Below are 17,423 nucleotides of genomic sequence, written 5' to 3' on the forward strand. Positions count from 1 at the left end.
AGACCCTCATCAGGCCCTCCGGGCATTTCCCTTCGGTCTTGCGTTTCCAACCTTACCAGACCTTTTCCCCATTCCGTTTCCGGACCGGGAATTCAGTCGGGCGACTGATTGGAGAAGCCATTTGCCTTTCGGCGGTGCCGACTTTATCAGAAGATTCTGAGTCGGTTTTCCCGACCCTCCGGATCACCGTGTGGGCGCATGGGCGCTCCGGGTTCCCGTTCGGGCGGAGCCGTAAACCTACTGGAGCGGGGCTCCTTGATGCAAATCGAGGCGCCCCGCTCCGAGAAGTGCGACGTCAGGCCTTCAGACCTCGACGACGACGGGGAGGATCATCGGGCGGCGACGGTACGTGTCGGACACCCACTTGCCGACCGTCCGGCGGACCAACTGCTGGAGCTGGTGGGGCTCGACGACGCCGTCGGCGCCCGACCTGGCGATCGCTTCCTCGATCTTCGGGATCACCGCGCTGAACGCCGCGTCCTCGATCCCGGAGCCGCGGGCATGCATGTGCGGGCCGCCGACGACCTTGCCGGTGGTGGAGTCGACCACGACGAAGACCGAGATGATGCCCTCGTCACCGAGGATGCGGCGGTCCTTGAGCGAGGTCTCGGTGACGTCTCCGACGGAGAGGCCGTCCACGTACACGTATCCCGCCTGGACCTTGCCGACGATCTTGGCCTTGCCCTCGACGAGATCGACGACGACGCCGTCCTCGGCGATGACGATGTGGTCCTTGGGGACGCCGGTCAGGGCGCCCAGTTCGGCGTTGGCTCGCAGGTGGCGCCATTCGCCGTGGACGGGCATCAGGTTCTTGGGCTTGCAGATGTTGTAGAAGTACAGCAGCTCGCCGGCCGAGGCGTGTCCCGAGACATGGACCTTGGCGTTGCCCTTGTGGACGACGTTCGCGCCCCAGCGGCTGAGGCCGTTGATCACGCGGTAGACCGCGTTCTCGTTGCCCGGGATGAGGGACGAGGCCAGGATCACGGTGTCGCCCTGGACGATCCGGATCTGGTGGTCGCGGTTGGCCATACGGGACAGCGCGGCCATCGGCTCGCCCTGGGAGCCCGTACAGACGAGGACGATCTCGTGGTCCGGCAGGTCGTCGAGGGTCTTGACGTCGACGACTAGGCCGGCGGGGACCCGGAGATATCCGAGGTCACGGGCGATGCCCATGTTGCGGACCATCGAGCGGCCGACGAAGGCGACACGCCTGCCGTACTCATGGGCCGCGTCCAGGATCTGCTGGATCCGGTGCACATGGCTGGCGAAACTGGCGACGATGATGCGCTTCTGGGCGTTGGCGAAGACCTGCCGCAGGACATGGGAGATGTCGCGCTCGGGCGGGACGAAGCCGGGGACCTCGGCGTTCGTGGAGTCGGACAGCAGGAGGTCGATGCCCTCCTCGCTGAGCCGGGCGAAGGCGTGCAGATCGGTGAGCCTGCGGTCCAGCGGAAGCTGGTCCATCTTGAAGTCGCCGGTGTGGACCGCCATGCCGGCGGGGGTACGGATGGCGACGGCCAGGGCGTCCGGGATGGAGTGGTTGACCGCGATGAACTCGCAGTCGAAGGGGCCGATGCGCTCACGGTGCCCCTCGGTGACCTCAAGGGTGTAGGGGCGGATGCGGTGCTCCTGGAGCTTCGCCTCGATCAGGGCGAGGGTCAGCTTGGAGCCGATCAGCGGGATGTCGGGCTTCAGCCGGAGAAGGTAGGGAACGCCGCCGATGTGGTCCTCGTGGCCGTGCGTGAGCACGATGCCGTCGATGTCGTCGAGGCGGTCCCGGATCGTGGTGAAGTCCGGCAGGATGAGGTCGATTCCGGGCTGCTCCTCTTCGGGGAAGAGGACGCCGCAATCGACGATGAGCAGGCGGCCCTCGTACTCGAAGACCGTCATGTTCCGGCCGATCTCACCGAGGCCACCCAGCGGGGTGACGCGCAGGCCGCCCTTGGGGAGCTTCGGCGGGGCGCCGAGTTCGGGATGCGGATGACTCAAAAGACTCTCCTCACCACGTACGCCACGTGCCGCTGGGGCACGTGGCGTACGTGACATTCGTGCACGTGCCGATGACTGGGTCCGGCCGGCCACGGTGGACGGCCGGATCTCCTCTTGCTCTTCAGTTATGGGGTCTTGCCAAGTCCGTGGTCACAGCTGTACTCCGCCGGCCGCGAGGTCGGCCTTCAGCTGCGCGGTCTCCTGCGGGGTCAGCTCGACGAGGGGGAGCCGGAGAGGACCCGCGGGGAGGCCCTGGAGGGTCAGCGCCGCCTTGGTGGTGATGACGCCCTGGGTGCGGAACATACCCGTGAAGACGGGGAGAAGCCGCTGGTGGATCTCGGTGGCCTTCTGGACGTCGCCGCTGACGTGGGCGTCGAGCAGCGCCCGCAGCTCCGGGGTGACGACATGGCCGACGACGGAGACGAAACCGATCGCGCCGACCGAGAGCAGCGGGAGGTTGAGCATGTCGTCGCCGGAGTACCAGGCGAGGCCGGAGCGGGCGATGGCCCAGCTCGCGCGGCCGAGGTCGCCCTTGGCGTCCTTGTTGGCGACGATCCTGGGGTGCTGGGCGAGGCGCACGAGCGTCTCGGTGTCGATCGGGACGCCGCTGCGGCCGGGGATGTCGTAGAGCATGACCGGCAGTTCGGTCGCGTCGGCGATGGCCGAGAAGTGGCGGTACAGGCCCTCCTGCGGGGGCTTGTTGTAGTACGGCGTGACCGCGAGCAGGCCGTGTGCGCCGGCGCGTTCAGCGGCGCGGGCGAGTTCGATGCTGTGGCGGGTGTCGTTGGTGCCGATACCGGCCACGATGTGGGCCCGGTTCCCGACCGCCTCCAGGACGGCTCGTACGATCCGGTCTTTCTCCGCGTCGGTCGTGGTGGGTGACTCGCCGGTGGTGCCGTTGATGATCAGGCCGTCGTTGCCTGCGTCCACCAAATGGGCCGCCAGGCGCTGTGCACCGTCGACGTCGAGTGCGCCGTCCGCCGTGAACGGCGTGACCATGGCAGTGAGGACCCGCCCGAACGGGGTCTGCGGAGTGTGGATCGGAGCCATGGGTAACACGCTACTCGCTGCTCAGTACGGTGTGGCCCCTCAGGGGACGTGACGTACGACGTGGCATGAGGAGCCCGGCACTGCCTGCTCGGGGGTTCAGGCAGTACCGGGTCCGTTTGATCAGCCTAGATGAACTTCACGAAACACCGCAATGCGGACACTTCGCCCGGCGAATCCGTACATCTGTACCTCTGGGTGCCTCGGGAGAGGGACCTTTTCGGCCGACGCGGTGGGCGCCACACGGCCGACAGGGGATACGGCGAACCGACGACTTCCGGCCGCCGGACGGCTCAGGGCGCGATTCGGCCATTCGTGTTGAATGCCGCGTGCGTCAGGGGCATGAGCCGGGCCCAGTGCTCCTCCATCTTCTCGCCGACCATCTCGATCTCCCGCTGCGGGAAGGACGGGACCTTCGCCTGCTCGTGCTGGGTGCGCAACCCGAGGAAGTGCATCAGCGAGCGGGCGTTGCAGGTCGCGTACATCGAGGAGAAGAGACCGACGGGCAGGACGGCACGGGCGACCTCCCGGGCGATGCCCGCGTCCAGCATCTCCCGGTACGTCTCGTACGAGCGACGGTACGAGTCCTCCATGGCGTCGCTGACGATCTTGTGCTGCTCCGGGCTGCCGTCGATGAAGACGTACTTTCCGGGGCGGCCCTCCTGGACGAGCTTGCGGTCCTGGGCGGGGACGTAGAAGACCGGCTGGAGCTCCCGGTAGCGGCCGGACTCCTCGTTGTACGACCAGCCGACGCGGTGCCGCATGAACTCGCGGAATACGAAGATGGGGGCGCTGATGAAGAAGGTCATCGAGTTGTGCTCGAAGGGGCTGCCGTGGCGGTCCCGCATCAGATAGTTGATGAGCCCCTTCGAGCGCTCCGGGTCCTTCTGCAGCTCCGCCAGGGACTGCTCACCCGCTGTGGAGACTCGGGCGGCCCACAGGACGTCGGAGTCGCCGGCGGAGTGCTTCACCAGTTCGACGGTGACATCGCCCCGGAAGCCGGGGTCCGGGGTCGTCGCGGGGGTGTCGGTCACCAGGAGGGTCCTTCCAGGGGCTGAGCTGGGCGGCGACCACTGTAGTCCACCTCCCCCGACCCCGTTTTCCACCGATTCGCCGAAAACGGGCACCGAATCGGCGTTCCGTTCGTCTCTACGGGTAACAGACGCAGCGGTGGCCTCGTCGTGCCACACGAGTCAAGGAGAGTGCCCTGATGTTCCGCCGGCGGGAAGCCGTCCCGTTCTCGTTCGTCGCCGAGTCCGACAGCTTCCGCAGTAACGTCACTCCTCCGCCGCGCGAACGTCCGAGTGCCTCCCAGCTGATGGGCCGTGCGCTGATCGGTCTGACGATAGCGGCCGGTCTGGCCGGTTCCCTGCTGTTCGGCGTGCCCGCGCTGGAATCGGGCGAGGAGCCGGGCCGCGCCCAGCACTCCGAGGCGTCCGAGCGACGCTGACTCGTACGGACCCCCTGGGGTGGTCGACCCGTGAGCGCCTCGGTAGCCTCACCCGTCACAGCCCCCATCGAGCATGCTGGTGAGTGAGGATCAGTCGTGCCCCTGCCTTTTCTGACGGCGGATCGCGCGTTCGACGCGACCGCGGATGACATCGCACTGCCCTTCGACGACCACGACCTGTGGCGACGTCCGTACCGTCCGGGGCCCTGGAGGGTCGGCTCGGCGGCGGTTCTGCTGCTGCTCGCCTCCTTTGTCATGCTCGCCACGATGATCATCGCGCTCGCGGGCGCTTCGTCGGGGGCGGTGGTCTGTCTGGTCCTGGGGCTCGCGGTGATCGGTACGGCGCTGCGGCTGCTGCGCATGGGGGTGTGGGTCAGCCGGCACGGGCTGCGCAAGGTCGGCTTTTTCATGACGGCCACCCTGACGTGGGCCGAGGTGACCGAGGTGCGGACGGTGCAGCAGCCGGTGAAGTGGCTGGGGCTGCCGCGCACGGTGCAGGGGCAGGCGCTGGTGGGGGTGCGTCGGGGCCGGAGCGAGCCGATGGCGCTGCTGACCGATCACAACGCCGATTTCCTGGGGCGGGTGGAGGCGTTCGACCGGGCGGCGGACACGATCGAGGCATGGGGGGCGGAGTACCGGCCTCCCACGGCGTAACCGCCGCCGTGTGCCGGGGCTCCGCCCCGAAACACCGCTTCGCCCCGGAACCCGCTCCTCGCACGCCGGAGCGGCCGAAAAGCCCGGGAGCCGCGGTCAGGACCGGTCGTGGAGCGTGATGGCGCGCTGCATGGCCTTGCGGGCGCGGGGGGTGTCGCGGGCGTCGCGGTAGGCGATCGCCAGGCGGAACCAACAGCGCCAGTCGTTCGGGGAGTCCTCGGTTTCGGCGCGGCGGCGGGCGAAGACCTCGTCGGCCGCGTCGCGGTCGATACGGCCGCTGGGCGTGCGGGCCAGATCGTCCACGGGAAGGCCGCCCTCCGCGTCGAGCTCGGCGGCGAGGCGGTTGGCCTTGGTGACGAACTGGGTGTTCTTCCAGAGGAACCAGACGCCGACCCCCGGGAGCACCAGCACCGCGGCGCCGAAGGTGACGGTCAGCAGGGTGCCCTGCTGTATGAGCATAACGCCGCGGCTGCCGACCAGGACGAGGTAGACGACCAGGGCGGCTGCCGTGACGATGTAGGTGATCTTCGCGCTCATGTCGTTGCGGTCCCGCTCAGCCGAGATCGAGGAAGTGTTCCAGGCCGACGGTCAGGCCGGGGACGGAGACGACACGGCGGACACCGAGCAGGATGCCGGGCATGAAGCTGCTGTGGTGGAGCGAGTCGTGGCGGATCGTCAGGGTCTCGCCCTCGCCGCCGAGGAGGACCTCCTGGTGGGCGAGGAGGCCCCGGAGGCGTACGGCATGGACCGGGACGCCGTCGACGTCCGCTCCGCGCGCGCCGTCGAGCGCGGTGACGGTCGCGTCGGGCTGAGCGCCGAGGCCCGCCTCGGCGCGGGCGGCCGCGATCAGCTGGGCGGTACGGGTGGCGGTGCCGCTGGGGGCGTCGGCCTTGTTCGGGTGGTGCAGCTCCAGCACCTCCACCGACTCGAACCAGCGGGCCGCCTGCTGGGCGAACTTCATCGTGAGGACGGCGCCGATGGAGAAGTTCGGGGCGATGAGGACACCGGTCCCGGGGGACGCGGCGAGCGAGGTGCCCAGCTGCGTGAGACGGTCGTCGGTCCAGCCGGTGGTGCCGACGACGGCGTGCATGCCATGGCGCACACAGAAGTCGAGGTTGCCCATCACCGAGCCGGGGGTGGTCAGTTCGACCACGACCTGGGTTCCGGCCTCGACCAGGGTTTCCAGCTTGTCGCCCCGGCCCACGGCGGCGACGAGTTCCATGTCGTCGGCGGCCTCGACGGCCCGTACTGCCTGTGAGCCGATACGGCCCTTGGCACCGAGGACGGCCACGCGCAGCTTGCTCATCTGTCTCGTTCCTCCGGAGGAGCTTTCGGGGGCTTGGAGCCTGTCTCAGGAGACCGACTCGTGCAGCCGGTCGGCCTGGCGGTCCTTGAGCGGACCGATCACCGCGAGCGAGGGGCGGTGTCCCAGGACCTGTCCGGCCACCGCGCGTACCTCGTCCGGGGTGACGGCGGATATCCGTGCGAGCATCTCGTCGACGGACATCTGGTCGCCCCAGCACAGTTCGCTTTTGCCGATACGGTTCATCAGCGCGCCGGTGTCCTCCAGGCCGAGCACGGTGGAGCCCGAGAGCTGGCCGATGGCGCGGCCGATCTCGTCGTCCGACAGCCCGTCGGACGCCACCCGGTCCAGTTCGTCCCGGCAGATCTTGAGGACGTCGTGGACCTGGTTCGGGCGGCAGCCCGCGTAGACGCCGAAGAGTCCGCAGTCGGCGAAGCCCGAGGTGTACGAGTACACGCTGTAGGCGAGGCCGCGCTTCTCCCGTACCTCCTGGAAGAGCCTGGAGGACATGCCTCCGCCGAGCGCGGTGTTCAGCACGCCCAGCGCCCAGCGGCGCTCGTCGGTACGGGCGAGGCCCGGCATGCCGAGGACGACATGGGCCTGCTCGGTCTTGCGGCTGAGCAGTTCGACGCGGCCCGCCGTGCGCACGGTGCGGCTGCCGTCACGGGGAGCGAGCGGCACCGCGTCCGTACGGGTCAGGGCGCCGGCCTTCTCGAAGGCGCGGCGGACCTGGCGCACGACGGTGGCGTGATCGATGTTGCCCGCGGCGGCGACGACCAGGTGGGTCGGGTCGTAGTGCTTGCGGTAGAAGCGGCGGACACGGTCGGCGGTCAGCGCGTTGACGGTGTCGACGGTACCGAGGACCGGGCGGCCGAGGGGGGTGTCGCCGAGCATGGTGTGCGCGAACAGGTCGTGGACGCAGTCGCCCGGGTCGTCCTCGGTCATCGCGATCTCTTCGAGGATGACTCCGCGCTCGGCGTCGACGTCCTCCTGGAGGATCAGCGAGCCGGTGAGCATGTCGCAGACCACGTCGATGGCGAGCGGCAGATCGGTGTCGAGCACCCGCGCGTAGTAGCAGGTGTACTCCTTCGCCGTGAAGGCGTTCATCTCGCCGCCGACCGCGTCGATCGCGGAGGAGATGTCAAGGGCGGACCGCCGGTGCGTGCCCTTGAAGAGGAGGTGCTCCAGATAGTGCGTGGCGCCGTTCAGGGACGGCGTCTCGTCGCGGGAGCCGACGTGGGCCCAGATGCCGAAGGTGGCGGAGCGGACGGACGGCAGGGTCTCGGTGACGATGCGCAGGCCACCGGGGAGGGTGGTGCGGCGGACCGTGCCGATGCCGTTCTCACCCTTGAGAAGAGTTTGGGTACGGGCAACGGCCCGCGCCTCGGAAGAGGTGCGGGCCGTCGCCTTGAGGCTGCGCGACGTCACTTGTCGGTGTCGTCCTTCTGGTCGGACTTGTCGGCCTCGCCCTCGATCACGGGGATCAGGGAGAGCTTGCCGCGGGAGTCGATCTCGGCGATCTCGACCTGGACCTTGGCGCCGACGCCGAGCACGTCCTCGACGTTCTCCACGCGCTTGCCGCCGGCGAGCTTGCGGATCTGCGAGATGTGCAGCAGGCCGTCCTTGCCCGGGAGCAGGGAGACGAACGCACCGAAGGTGGTGGTCTTGACGACCGTACCCAGGTAGCGCTCGCCGACCTCCGGCATGGTCGGGTTGGCGATGCCGTTGATCGTGGCGCGGGCGGCCTCGGCGGCCGGGCCGTCGGCGGCACCGATGTAGATGGTGCCGTCGTCCTCGATCGTGATCTCGGCGCCGGTGTCCTCCTGGATCTGGTTGATCATCTTGCCCTTGGGGCCGATGACCTCGCCGATCTTGTCCACGGGGATCTTGACGGTGATGATCCGCGGGGCGTTGGGGGACATCTCGTCCGGGGTGTCGATCGCTTCCATCATCACATCGAGGATGTGGAGGCGGGCGTCACGGGCCTGCTTGAGGGCCGCAGCCAGGACGGAGGCCGGGATGCCGTCCAGCTTGGTGTCGAGCTGGAGGGCGGTGACGAACTCCTTCGTACCGGCGACCTTGAAGTCCATGTCGCCGAACGCGTCCTCCGCACCGAGGATGTCGGTGAGGGCGACGTAGTGCGTCTTGCCGTCGATCTCCTGGGAGATCAGACCCATGGCGATACCGGCGACGGGGGCCTTCAGCGGCACACCGGCGTTCAGCAGCGACATGGTGGAGGCGCAGACCGAGCCCATGGAGGTGGAGCCGTTGGAGCCGAGGGCCTCGGACACCTGGCGGATCGCGTAGGGGAACTCCTCGCGCGTCGGCAGAACCGGCACGATCGCGCGCTCGGCGAGCGCGCCGTGACCGATCTCGCGGCGCTTCGGGGAGCCGACGCGGCCGGTCTCGCCGACGGAGTACGGCGGGAAGTTGTAGTTGTGCATGTAGCGCTTGCGGGTCACCGGGGAGAGGGTGTCCAGCTGCTGCTCCATACGGAGCATGTTCAGGGTGGTGACGCCCAGGATCTGGGTCTCGCCACGCTCGAACAGGGCGGAGCCGTGAACCCGCGGGATGGCCTCGACCTCGGCGGCGAGCGTACGGATGTCGGTGACACCGCGCCCGTCGATGCGGACCTTGTCCTTGATCACGCGCTCACGCACGAGGGACTTGGTCAGCGAGCGGTAGGCGGCGGAGATCTCCTTCTCGCGGCCCTCGAAGGCCGGGAGGAGCTTCTCGGCGGCCAGCTCCTTGACGCGGTCCAGCTCGCCCTCGCGCTCCTGCTTGCCCGCGATGGTGAGCGCCTGGGACAGCTCGCCCTTGACGGCGGCGGTGAGCGCCTCGTACACGTCGTCCTGGTAGTCCAGGAAGACCGGGAACTCGCCCTCGGGCTTGGCGGCCTTGGCGGCGAGGTCCGACTGGGCCTTGCACAGGACCTTGATGAAGGGCTTCGCGGCTTCGAGGCCGGCGGCGACGATCTCCTCGGTCGGCGCCTCGGCGCCGTCCTTGACCAGCTGGATCGTCTTCTCGGTGGCCTCGGCCTCGACCATCATGATCGCGACATCGCCGTCGTCGAGGACCCGGCCGGCGACGACCATGTCGAAGACGGCGTCCTCCAGCTCGGTGTGCGTCGGGAAGGCGACCCACTGGCCCTTGATCAGCGCGACCCGGGTGCCGCCGATGGGACCGGAGAACGGCAGGCCGGCGAGCTGCGTGGAGCAGGAGGCGGCGTTGATGGCGACCACGTCGTAGAGGTGGTCGGGGTTGAGCGCCATGATCGTCTCGACGATCTGGATCTCGTTGCGCAGGCCCTTCTTGAAGGAGGGGCGCAGCGGGCGGTCGATCAGGCGGCAGGTGAGGATCGCGTCCTCGGAGGGCCGGCCCTCACGGCGGAAGAAGGAGCCGGGGATCTTCCCGGCCGCGTACATCCGCTCCTCGACGTCGACCGTGAGGGGGAAGAAGTCGAGCTGGTCCTTGGGCTTCTTGGAAGCGGTGGTGGCCGACAGCACCATGGTGTCGTCGTCCAGGTACGCCACGGCGGAACCGGCGGCCTGCTTGGCCAGCCGTCCCGTCTCGAAGCGGATGGTGCGGGTGCCGAAGGTGCCGTTGTCGATGACAGCCTCGGCGTAGTGGGTCTCGTTCTCCACTAGCGTTTTCTCCGTTACGTTTCGTTACGTTGTTCGTCTTTGGTCCCCTCGCCCGTGTGGCGGGGAGACAGGCGGAGAAGCTCTCGTACTGGGCCGGTCTTCGATCGAAGCACCCGGGGTTCATAGGCTCCGGGAGCCACTACCGAGGACCGGCGGCGGCGAGTCTGCTTTCCGCTCGTTCACTGTTGCGTTTCTGGTGGTGCTCTGTCGTGCGGTACCGGCGTTCGGTGCCGCGGGTCGTTCCGTGTGGTGTTGTGCGACCAGACTAATTGCCGTCCGGTACGTCGCGCACGTACAGGGATCGCGTACAGCCATCACGTACAGCAAAAGGGAGCGGCTCCCTCTTCAGTGGGAACCGCTCCCTCCACGGCGTCCTACTTGGCGCCGCCGGCCGCGCCGCGGCGGATGCCGAGGCGGTCGACGAGCGCGCGGAAGCGCTGGATGTCCTTCTTGGCCAGGTACTGCAGCAGACGGCGGCGCTGGCCGACCAGGATCAGCAGACCGCGGCGGGAGTGGTGGTCGTGCTTGTGGGTCTTGAGGTGCTCGGTCAGGTCCGAGATACGGCGGGACAGCAGCGCGACCTGGACCTCGGGGGAGCCGGTGTCGCCCTCCTGGGTGCCGAACTCGGCCATGATCTGCTTCTTCGTAGCGGCGTCGAGAGACACTCGGTACTCCTCAGTGGTGTTCGATGCGCCCGCGAGTGCCCCTGGTCTGTGTCTCAGGGGAGCTTCCGTGACTCGGAGGCGAAGGGCCGATGGGCGCTGCCCCCAGGGAGTCCGGGAACGCGTACACAAACGGCCGTCACCCAGCGTACCAGTCCGGGGCGGCTGCCCTGCCCACGGGCCGGACGGGGGCGCTGGGGCCGGGATGGCGGCCGCGGGCCGGGCGGGACCCGGGCCGCGCGGCGTAGCGGGTGTCGCCGGGAGGGGCGGGGCGGGATCCGGGTGCGGCCGGAGCGGGATCCGGGCCGCGGGGGACGGGATCCCGCGCTACGAGGTCATGGCCCGGATCGAGTGATAGACGTCGAAGACCGCCAGGCACAGCGGCAGCAGCGTCAGCAGGACGAAGGTCTCGGCGATCTCCAGGAAACGGCCCCAGAAGGGGGTGACGCCCTTGCGCGGGACGATCAGGCCGATGGCGGTGATCAGCGCGGCGACCCCGGCGACGGCCGCGGCGAGCCAGACCGTACGGATGTCCAGGGCCGCGCCGTCGCCCCGCAGCGCGTCGCGCACCAGCTCGGCCGGCGGGTTGAGGCCGAGTCCGAGCCCGAGGAGGACCAGGGCGCCGAGTCCCGCCGCGAGGGCGCAGCCGACCTGGGCGGTGTAGCGGAAGAGGTGGGCCCGCATCAGCATGGCGACGCCGGTGGCGAGCGCCAGGAGCTGCGCCCAGATGTTGTCGGAGAAGCCGAGGACGGCGGCGGAGCCCGCGGTGACCAGGGCGCAGCCCCCGACGAGGCCGACGAGCAGTTCATGGCCGCGCCGGGCCTGGGCGGCGATGCGCTCGCCGTCGACCGGCCCCTGGGGCTCCGGGTCCGAGCCGTAGTCGCCGACGGTGGTGCGGGGCGGGTCGAAGCCGATGGGCAGGCGCGCGAAGCGGGTGGAGAGCCCGGGCAGGAAGGCGAGCGCCCCCACCGCGAAGGGGGCGCACATCGCGGCCGTCTCGATCGGTTCCAGTTCGCGGGTGATGGCGACGAAGGTCGCCAGCAGTCCGACGGCGGCGGCGAAGACGAACGCGACGAAGGGCCCGTCCCCGCCGGGGGCGACGATCGTGAGGATCACCGCGAAGACGAGGACGGCGGCACAGGCGAGCAGGAACTGGAGCCTGCCGATGCCCTGGCCGTCGGCGGGGGGCAGCAGTCCGGTGCCGCCGATGGCCGCGTTCGCCATGGCGCCGATGCCCAGGGCGATGGCCGAGCCCCGGTCGTCGTAGACCCGTGCGCGTACGCAGGCGAGGGCGAGCAGGAGCACGCCGGTGACTCCGGCGAGGACTCCCGGCAGGCCGTGCATGTCGTGGCGGGGGTCGGAGGTCCACAGCACGAAGGCGAGCAGGAGCAGCAGAACGGATCCGCCGAGCAGCCCGGCACCCCGCATGAGGGCGTCGCTCCAGAGCGTGCGGTCGCGGGCGGCGGAGGAGGCGACCGCGTCGGAGACATCGTCGAAGACGGCCGGCGGCAGGGATTCGGCGAAGGGGCGCAGGGAGAGCAGTTCGCCGTCGAGGATGCGCTGGGCTCCGAGGGAGCGGGCGCTGTCGAGGACGGTGCCGTCGCGGCGTACCAGGTGGTAGCCGACGGGGGCGCCCGGTTCGGGGCTCTGTCCGGACAGCCGCAGGATCTCGGGGTAAAGGTCCGCGATCGCGATGTCCTCGGGCAGTGCCACGTCGACGCGGCCGTCCGGGGCGACGACCGTCACCCGGCAGAAGCCGGTTCCGCTGCTGGACGGGGTCACGGGGCCCGGGTGACCGGTTCCGTTCGCCGCCGCTGAGGCCGTCATACTCACCTGCTGCATCCCCTCGTGTTCTTCCCGTGCATCGGCTTCACGCGTTTGTCGTCGAGTTGTCGCCGTCTTTGTCGTTCGGTGTTTCGGGCGCCCGGTGTGGCGGCGCTCGGTGCGGTGGGGTCGTGCTGCCGGTCGGACGTTGCGGTCCGGTGCCGTGTTGCCCGTGTGGTGCTGTGCCTGTTGTGGTGCTGTGCCCGTGTGGCGTTCGCTCGGGTGACGGTGTGCCGTCCGGTCCGGTCCGCCCTCGTCACCGGGCCGTCGTCGCCGGGCCGTTGTCGGTCCGGCGCGATCGCCCGGGCACTGTGGTGTTCAGGTGCCGCCGTCAGGGGCTGTTCTGTTGTTCGGAAGCAGTTGTTCGGGTGCTGTTTGTCGACGTGCTCGGCCATTGTCGTGGTCGGCGGGCGATTCGTCACGGCGCGTTCGCGGTATCCGTACGCCGGTGCCCGTGCACCGTCACCGTCCGCGTGCTGTCATCCCGTACTCCGGTCCACGGCATCGAGCACCGATGCCGGCATACGGACGCCCTGCACCGACTTCCCACAAAGGCTTCACACATCACCGCCCCCCCAACCTGCGTGGTGCATCCATGCACATGGGTCCGGCTTTGCGCACTGCCCGAACAGCCCGAATCCATACGCCCGGTCCGCATTCATGTCGTCCAAGCCATGTCACCCGGTCCTGCAATGCGCTCCGAATGACCCGTTTTTTGCGGTAGTTCACGGCCGCGCAAACACAACGCGCCACCCTACCGCCACCTCCTCGATCCGGGCGCCAGTAGGATCCGTCCCCGCGGACGGAACCGGTCGCCACGGGGGCGCCGGCAGCAACATTTCCGTCCGGCAAGGGAATGGGTGAGCTTGTGAGTCAGATCGTCGTCAAGCGCCCACCGCGGGCCCTGCCCTCCGAGGTGCCGAGCGAGCATCTGCAGCTCCAGCCCCCTCCGGAGCTGCCGCGCGGGCAGCAGGAGGGCGCGCTGATGCAGTTGCTGCCCATGCTGGGCATGGGCGGCAGCGTCGTGTTCTTCTTCATGACCCCGAACCCGATCATGAGGATCATGGGCATGGTGATGATCGCCTCGACGATCGCCATGGCCATCGCGATGCTCGTCCGCTACCGGCGCGGCACCCAGGGCGAGCTGGCCGACCTCCGGCGCGACTATCTGAAGTACCTCACCCAGACCCGGCGGACCGTCCTGAGGACCGCACGCCTCCAGCGGGACGCCCAGTACTATCTGCACCCCTCCCCCGAGCAGCTGTGGGCGCTGGTCGCCGAGGGCAGCCGGGTCTGGGAGCGCCGGGCCGGCGACGCCGACTTCGGGCAGGTACGGATCGGGCTGGGCAGCCAGCAGCTCGCCACCCCGCTCATCGCGCCCGACACCGCGCCAGTCGACGAACTGGAGCCGCTGACCGCGGGTGCGATGCGGCAGTTCCTCTCGGCGCACGGCACCCTCGACGGTCTGCCGATGGCCGTGTCCCTGCGTGCCTTCTACCACCTGACGGTGAGCGGTGAGCCGGATTCCGTACGGTCGACGGCCCGGGCGATGGTCTGTGCGCTCACCTCGCTGCACTCCCCCGAGGACCTGGTCGTCGCCGTCGCCGCCGGGCGGGAGGCGGTCGGCCACTGGGAGTGGGCGAAGTGGCTGCCGCACCTCCAGGCCCCCGGCCCCGGCGACGGCGCGGGCAGCCGCCGGCTGATCACCACCGACGCGCGGGATCTGGAGGAGCTGCTCGCCGGACGGCTGGACGGCCGCCCCCGGTTCCAGGGCGGCGGCCATCCGCTGCTCGACCAGCCGCATCTGGTCGTGGTGCTCGACGGGCAGTCGGTGCCCGCCACCTCGCCGCTGGCGGCGCCGGAGGGCCTCCAGGGTGTGACGGTGATCGAGGTCGTGCCGGGCGAGGTCACCGGTCCACGCGGCGGGCTGTCCGTGGTCGTCCACCCCGACGCGCTGCAACTGGAGTCGGGGCACGGGCTGGTGTACGACGGTGTGCCCGACCACTTGAGCCTGGAGGCCGCCGAGGCACTCGCCCGCCAGCTGGCCCCGCTGAGGGTCGCCTCCGGCGGTGACGATGACGAGCCGCTGCTCGCCAATCTGGACTTCACGGATCTGCTGAACCTCGGCGACGCCGCTTCGGTCGACGTCAGCCGGACCTGGCGGCCGCGCTCCCAGTCGGAGCGGCTGCGGGTGCCCATCGGGGTGGGTGAGGACGGCGTTCCGGTGATGCTGGACCTCAAGGAGGCGGCACAGGAGGGCATGGGTCCGCACGGCCTGTGCGTCGGCGCGACCGGCTCCGGCAAGTCCGAGCTGCTGCGGACACTGGTCCTGGGACTGGCCGTCACCCACTCCTCGGAGACCCTCAACTTCGTTCTCGCGGACTTCAAGGGCGGCGCCACCTTCGCCGGTATGTCCCAGATGCCGCATGTCGCCGCGGTGATCACCAACCTCGCGGACGATCTGACGCTGGTGGACCGCATGGGCGACTCCATCCGCGGCGAGCTGAACCGCCGTCAGGAGATGCTCCGCGACGCGGGGAACTACGCCAATATCCACGACTACGAGAAGGCACGCGCCGCGGGCGCCCCGCTCCAGCCCATTCCCTCGCTCGTGCTGGTCATCGACGAGTTCAGCGAACTGCTGACCGCCATGCCGGACTTCATCGAGATGTTCGTGCAGATCGGCCGTATCGGCCGTTCGCTCGGCGTGCATCTGCTGCTCGCCTCGCAGCGGCTGGAGGAGGGGCGGCTGCGCGGTCTGGAGACGTATCTGTCGTACCGCGTCGGCCTGCGGACCTTCTCGGCGGCCGAGTCGCGTGCCGCGCTGGGGGTCCCCGACGCGTACACCCTCCCGAACGTCCCCGGCTCCGGCTATCTGAAGTACGGCACCGACGAGATGGTGCGGTTCAAGGCGGCGTACGTCTCCGGTGTGTACCGCGAGAGCGGCCACCGCACGGCCGCGGCCGGCGGGCCGCTGCCGGTCGACCGCAGGCCGGTGCCGTTCACCGCGGCGCCCGTGCCGATCCACTATGTGGAGCCCACCGCCCAGACCGCCGTACCGGATCCGCGCACCTCCGAGGACGACGCGCTGGCGGACTCGGTCCTCGATGTGATCGTGCGGCGGCTCGAAGGGCGGGGCGCGGAGGCGCACCAGGTGTGGCTGCCACCGCTGGACAACCCGCCGCCGCTCGACGAGATCGTGCCGGGACTGACGAACGTCGAGGGGCGCGGGCTCACCCAGCCGGGTTACGAGGGGGCCGGGCGGCTCGTCGTGCCGCTGGGCGTGGTCGACAAGCCGTTCGAGCAGCGCCGTGACACCCTGTACCGGGACTTCTCCGGCGCGGCCGGGCATATGCAGATCATCGGCGGTCCGCAGTCCGGCAAGTCGACGCTGCTGAGGACGCTGATCTCGGCCTTCGCGCTGACGCACACCCCGCAGGAGGTCCAGTTCTACGGCCTCGACTTCGGTGGCGGCGGCATGTCGGCGGTCTCCGGGCTGCCGCATGTCGGCGGGATCGCCTCCCGGCTCGACCCCGAGCGGGTACGGCGGACGGTCGCCGAGGTGTACGGCATCCTGACCCGGCGCGAGGAGTACTTCCGCAGCGCGGGCATCGACTCGATCGCCACCTTCCGTACGCTGCGGGCACGCGGTGACATCTCCGTGGCCGAGCAGCCGTGGGGAGATGTGTTCCTCGTCATCGACGGCTGGGGCAACTTCCGTACGGACTACGAGGCCCTGGAGCCCGCGGTCCTGGATATCGCGGCCCGCGGGCTCGGCTACGGCATCCATGTGGTCATCACCGCGTCGCGCTCGATGGAGGTCCGCGCCAACCTCAAGGACCTGCTCATGAACCGGCTGGAGCTGCGGCTCGGTGACACGATGGACTCCGAGCTGGACCGCAAGGCCGCCGCGAATGTGCCCACGGGGGTGCCCGGGCGCGGTCTGACGCCGGAGAGGCTGCACTTCATGGGGGCCGTGCCGCGCATCGACGCCATCAACTCCGCCAGTGATCTGTCGGAGGCGACGGCCGCGATGACCCAGGAGGTCACCCGTCACTGGACGGCGCCGGGTGCCCCGTCCGTACGGCTGCTCCCCCGCGAGCTCGCGGCCGACAGCCTGCCGTCCGGGCTGGCGGATCCGCAGCGCGGTGTCGCCTTCGGGATCGACGAGAACAACCTGGAACCGGTCTTCCTCAACTTCGAGCGCGATCCGTTCTTCCTCGTGTTCGGCGAGAGCGAGTCCGGCAAGTCCAATCTGCTGCGGCTCCTCATCAAGCAGCTCACCGAGCGGTACGACGGCGACTCGGCGAAGTTCTTCGTGATCGACAACCGGCGCGCTCTGCTGGATGTCTGCCCGCCGTCCCATCTTGCCGAGTACGTCCCCATGTCCAACAACATGGAGCACCATGTGGACGCCCTGGCCGATCTGATGCAGCGGCGTACACCGTCGGCCGATGTGACCGCCCGGCAGCTGCGGGACCGCAGCTGGTGGCGCGGACCGTCGGTGTACGTGGTCATCGACGACTACGACCTGGTGTCGACGTCGAGCGGCAACCCGCTGAGCAAGCTCACGGAACTGCTGCCGTTCGCGCGTGACGTCGGTGTCCGCTTCATCATCGCCCGCAGTTCCGCGGGGGCGAGCCGGGCGTCGTACGAGGCGTTCATGCAGCGGATGATGGAGCTGGGCGCGCAGGGGGTGCTGCTCTCCGGCGATCCGCAGGAGGGCGACGTCCTCGGCGGCGTACGGCTGAGGCCGATGCCGGCGGGCCGGGGCATCTTCGTCTCCCGCCAGCGGGGCAACCCTCTGGTGCAGACGGGGCTCATGGCACCGGATGAGCAGAGCTGAGGGC

At 69.5% G+C, this 17,423-nt stretch carries 12 protein-coding genes; 3 read left to right on the forward strand and 9 right to left on the reverse strand.

Translation table 11 applies throughout. The features are described from left to right. Positions 1 to 303: 303 nt before the first annotated feature. The 3 genes from ACFYT4_RS31860 to thyX form a co-directional block, all read right to left on the reverse strand. Complete coding sequence (locus tag ACFYT4_RS31860) at positions 304 to 1,989, reverse strand: ribonuclease J (RefSeq protein WP_389276896.1); 1,686 nt, start codon at positions 1,987 to 1,989, stop codon at positions 304 to 306. Positions 1,990 to 2,139: 150 nt separating this feature from the next. Next, on the reverse strand, positions 2,140 to 3,039 hold the full coding sequence (gene dapA, locus ACFYT4_RS31865) for a 4-hydroxy-tetrahydrodipicolinate synthase (RefSeq protein WP_389276899.1): 900 nt from the start codon (positions 3,037 to 3,039) through the stop codon (positions 2,140 to 2,142). 290 nt (positions 3,040 to 3,329) lie between these two features. Then, positions 3,330 to 4,070: an FAD-dependent thymidylate synthase gene (thyX, locus tag ACFYT4_RS31870; protein ID WP_389276902.1), complete on the reverse strand. Its 741-nt coding sequence runs from the start codon at positions 4,068 to 4,070 to the stop codon at positions 3,330 to 3,332. Positions 4,071 to 4,246: 176 nt separating this feature from the next. On the opposite strand from thyX, the gene ACFYT4_RS31875 reads away from it, so the two are divergent. Together ACFYT4_RS31875 and ACFYT4_RS31880 are read left to right on the forward strand one after the other, a co-directional pair. Continuing rightward, on the forward strand, positions 4,247 to 4,486 hold the full coding sequence (locus tag ACFYT4_RS31875; RefSeq protein ID WP_389276905.1) for a hypothetical protein: 240 nt from the start codon (positions 4,247 to 4,249) through the stop codon (positions 4,484 to 4,486). A 96-nt stretch (positions 4,487 to 4,582) separates the two neighbouring features. Then, positions 4,583 to 5,140, forward strand: a complete 558-nt coding sequence (locus ACFYT4_RS31880) for a hypothetical protein (RefSeq protein ID WP_389276908.1) — start codon at positions 4,583 to 4,585, stop codon at positions 5,138 to 5,140. A 96-nt stretch (positions 5,141 to 5,236) separates the two neighbouring features. Here the strand turns inward: ACFYT4_RS31880 and ACFYT4_RS31885 are convergent, their stop codons facing one another. The 6 genes from ACFYT4_RS31885 to eccD form a co-directional block, all read right to left on the reverse strand. Next, entirely contained in the window at positions 5,237 to 5,677 is a 441-nt protein-coding gene (locus ACFYT4_RS31885; protein ID WP_389276911.1) for a hypothetical protein, read from the reverse strand. 16 nt (positions 5,678 to 5,693) lie between these two features. Continuing rightward, complete coding sequence (gene dapB / locus ACFYT4_RS31890; protein ID WP_389276914.1) at positions 5,694 to 6,446, reverse strand: 4-hydroxy-tetrahydrodipicolinate reductase; 753 nt, start codon at positions 6,444 to 6,446, stop codon at positions 5,694 to 5,696. Between the two features lie 45 nt (positions 6,447 to 6,491). Continuing rightward, complete coding sequence (locus tag ACFYT4_RS31895; protein ID WP_389276917.1) at positions 6,492 to 7,871, reverse strand: M16 family metallopeptidase; 1,380 nt, start codon at positions 7,869 to 7,871, stop codon at positions 6,492 to 6,494. Continuing rightward, the gene (locus ACFYT4_RS31900; protein ID WP_389276920.1) at positions 7,868 to 10,087 is read right to left on the reverse strand and encodes a polyribonucleotide nucleotidyltransferase; all 2,220 of its coding nucleotides are present in this window, start codon (positions 10,085 to 10,087) and stop codon (positions 7,868 to 7,870) included. Before ACFYT4_RS31900 ends, ACFYT4_RS31895 begins: the two co-directional genes overlap by 4 nt. Before the next feature lie 374 nt (positions 10,088 to 10,461). Next, positions 10,462 to 10,752 (reverse strand): 30S ribosomal protein S15, encoded by a 291-nt coding sequence (gene rpsO, locus ACFYT4_RS31905; protein WP_389276923.1) that lies wholly within the window; start codon positions 10,750 to 10,752, stop codon positions 10,462 to 10,464. 324 nt (positions 10,753 to 11,076) lie between these two features. Then, positions 11,077 to 12,576: a type VII secretion integral membrane protein EccD gene (eccD, locus tag ACFYT4_RS31910; protein ID WP_389277034.1), complete on the reverse strand. Its 1,500-nt coding sequence runs from the start codon at positions 12,574 to 12,576 to the stop codon at positions 11,077 to 11,079. Between the two features lie 865 nt (positions 12,577 to 13,441). Here eccD and eccCa point away from each other — a divergent pair. After that, positions 13,442 to 17,419 (forward strand): type VII secretion protein EccCa, encoded by a 3,978-nt coding sequence (gene eccCa / locus ACFYT4_RS31915; protein ID WP_389276926.1) that lies wholly within the window; start codon positions 13,442 to 13,444, stop codon positions 17,417 to 17,419. The last annotated feature ends 4 nt before the right edge of the window (positions 17,420 to 17,423 follow it).

The organism is Streptomyces sp. NPDC004609 (assembly GCF_042873655.1).
Taxonomy (GTDB): domain Bacteria; phylum Actinomycetota; class Actinomycetes; order Streptomycetales; family Streptomycetaceae; genus Streptomyces.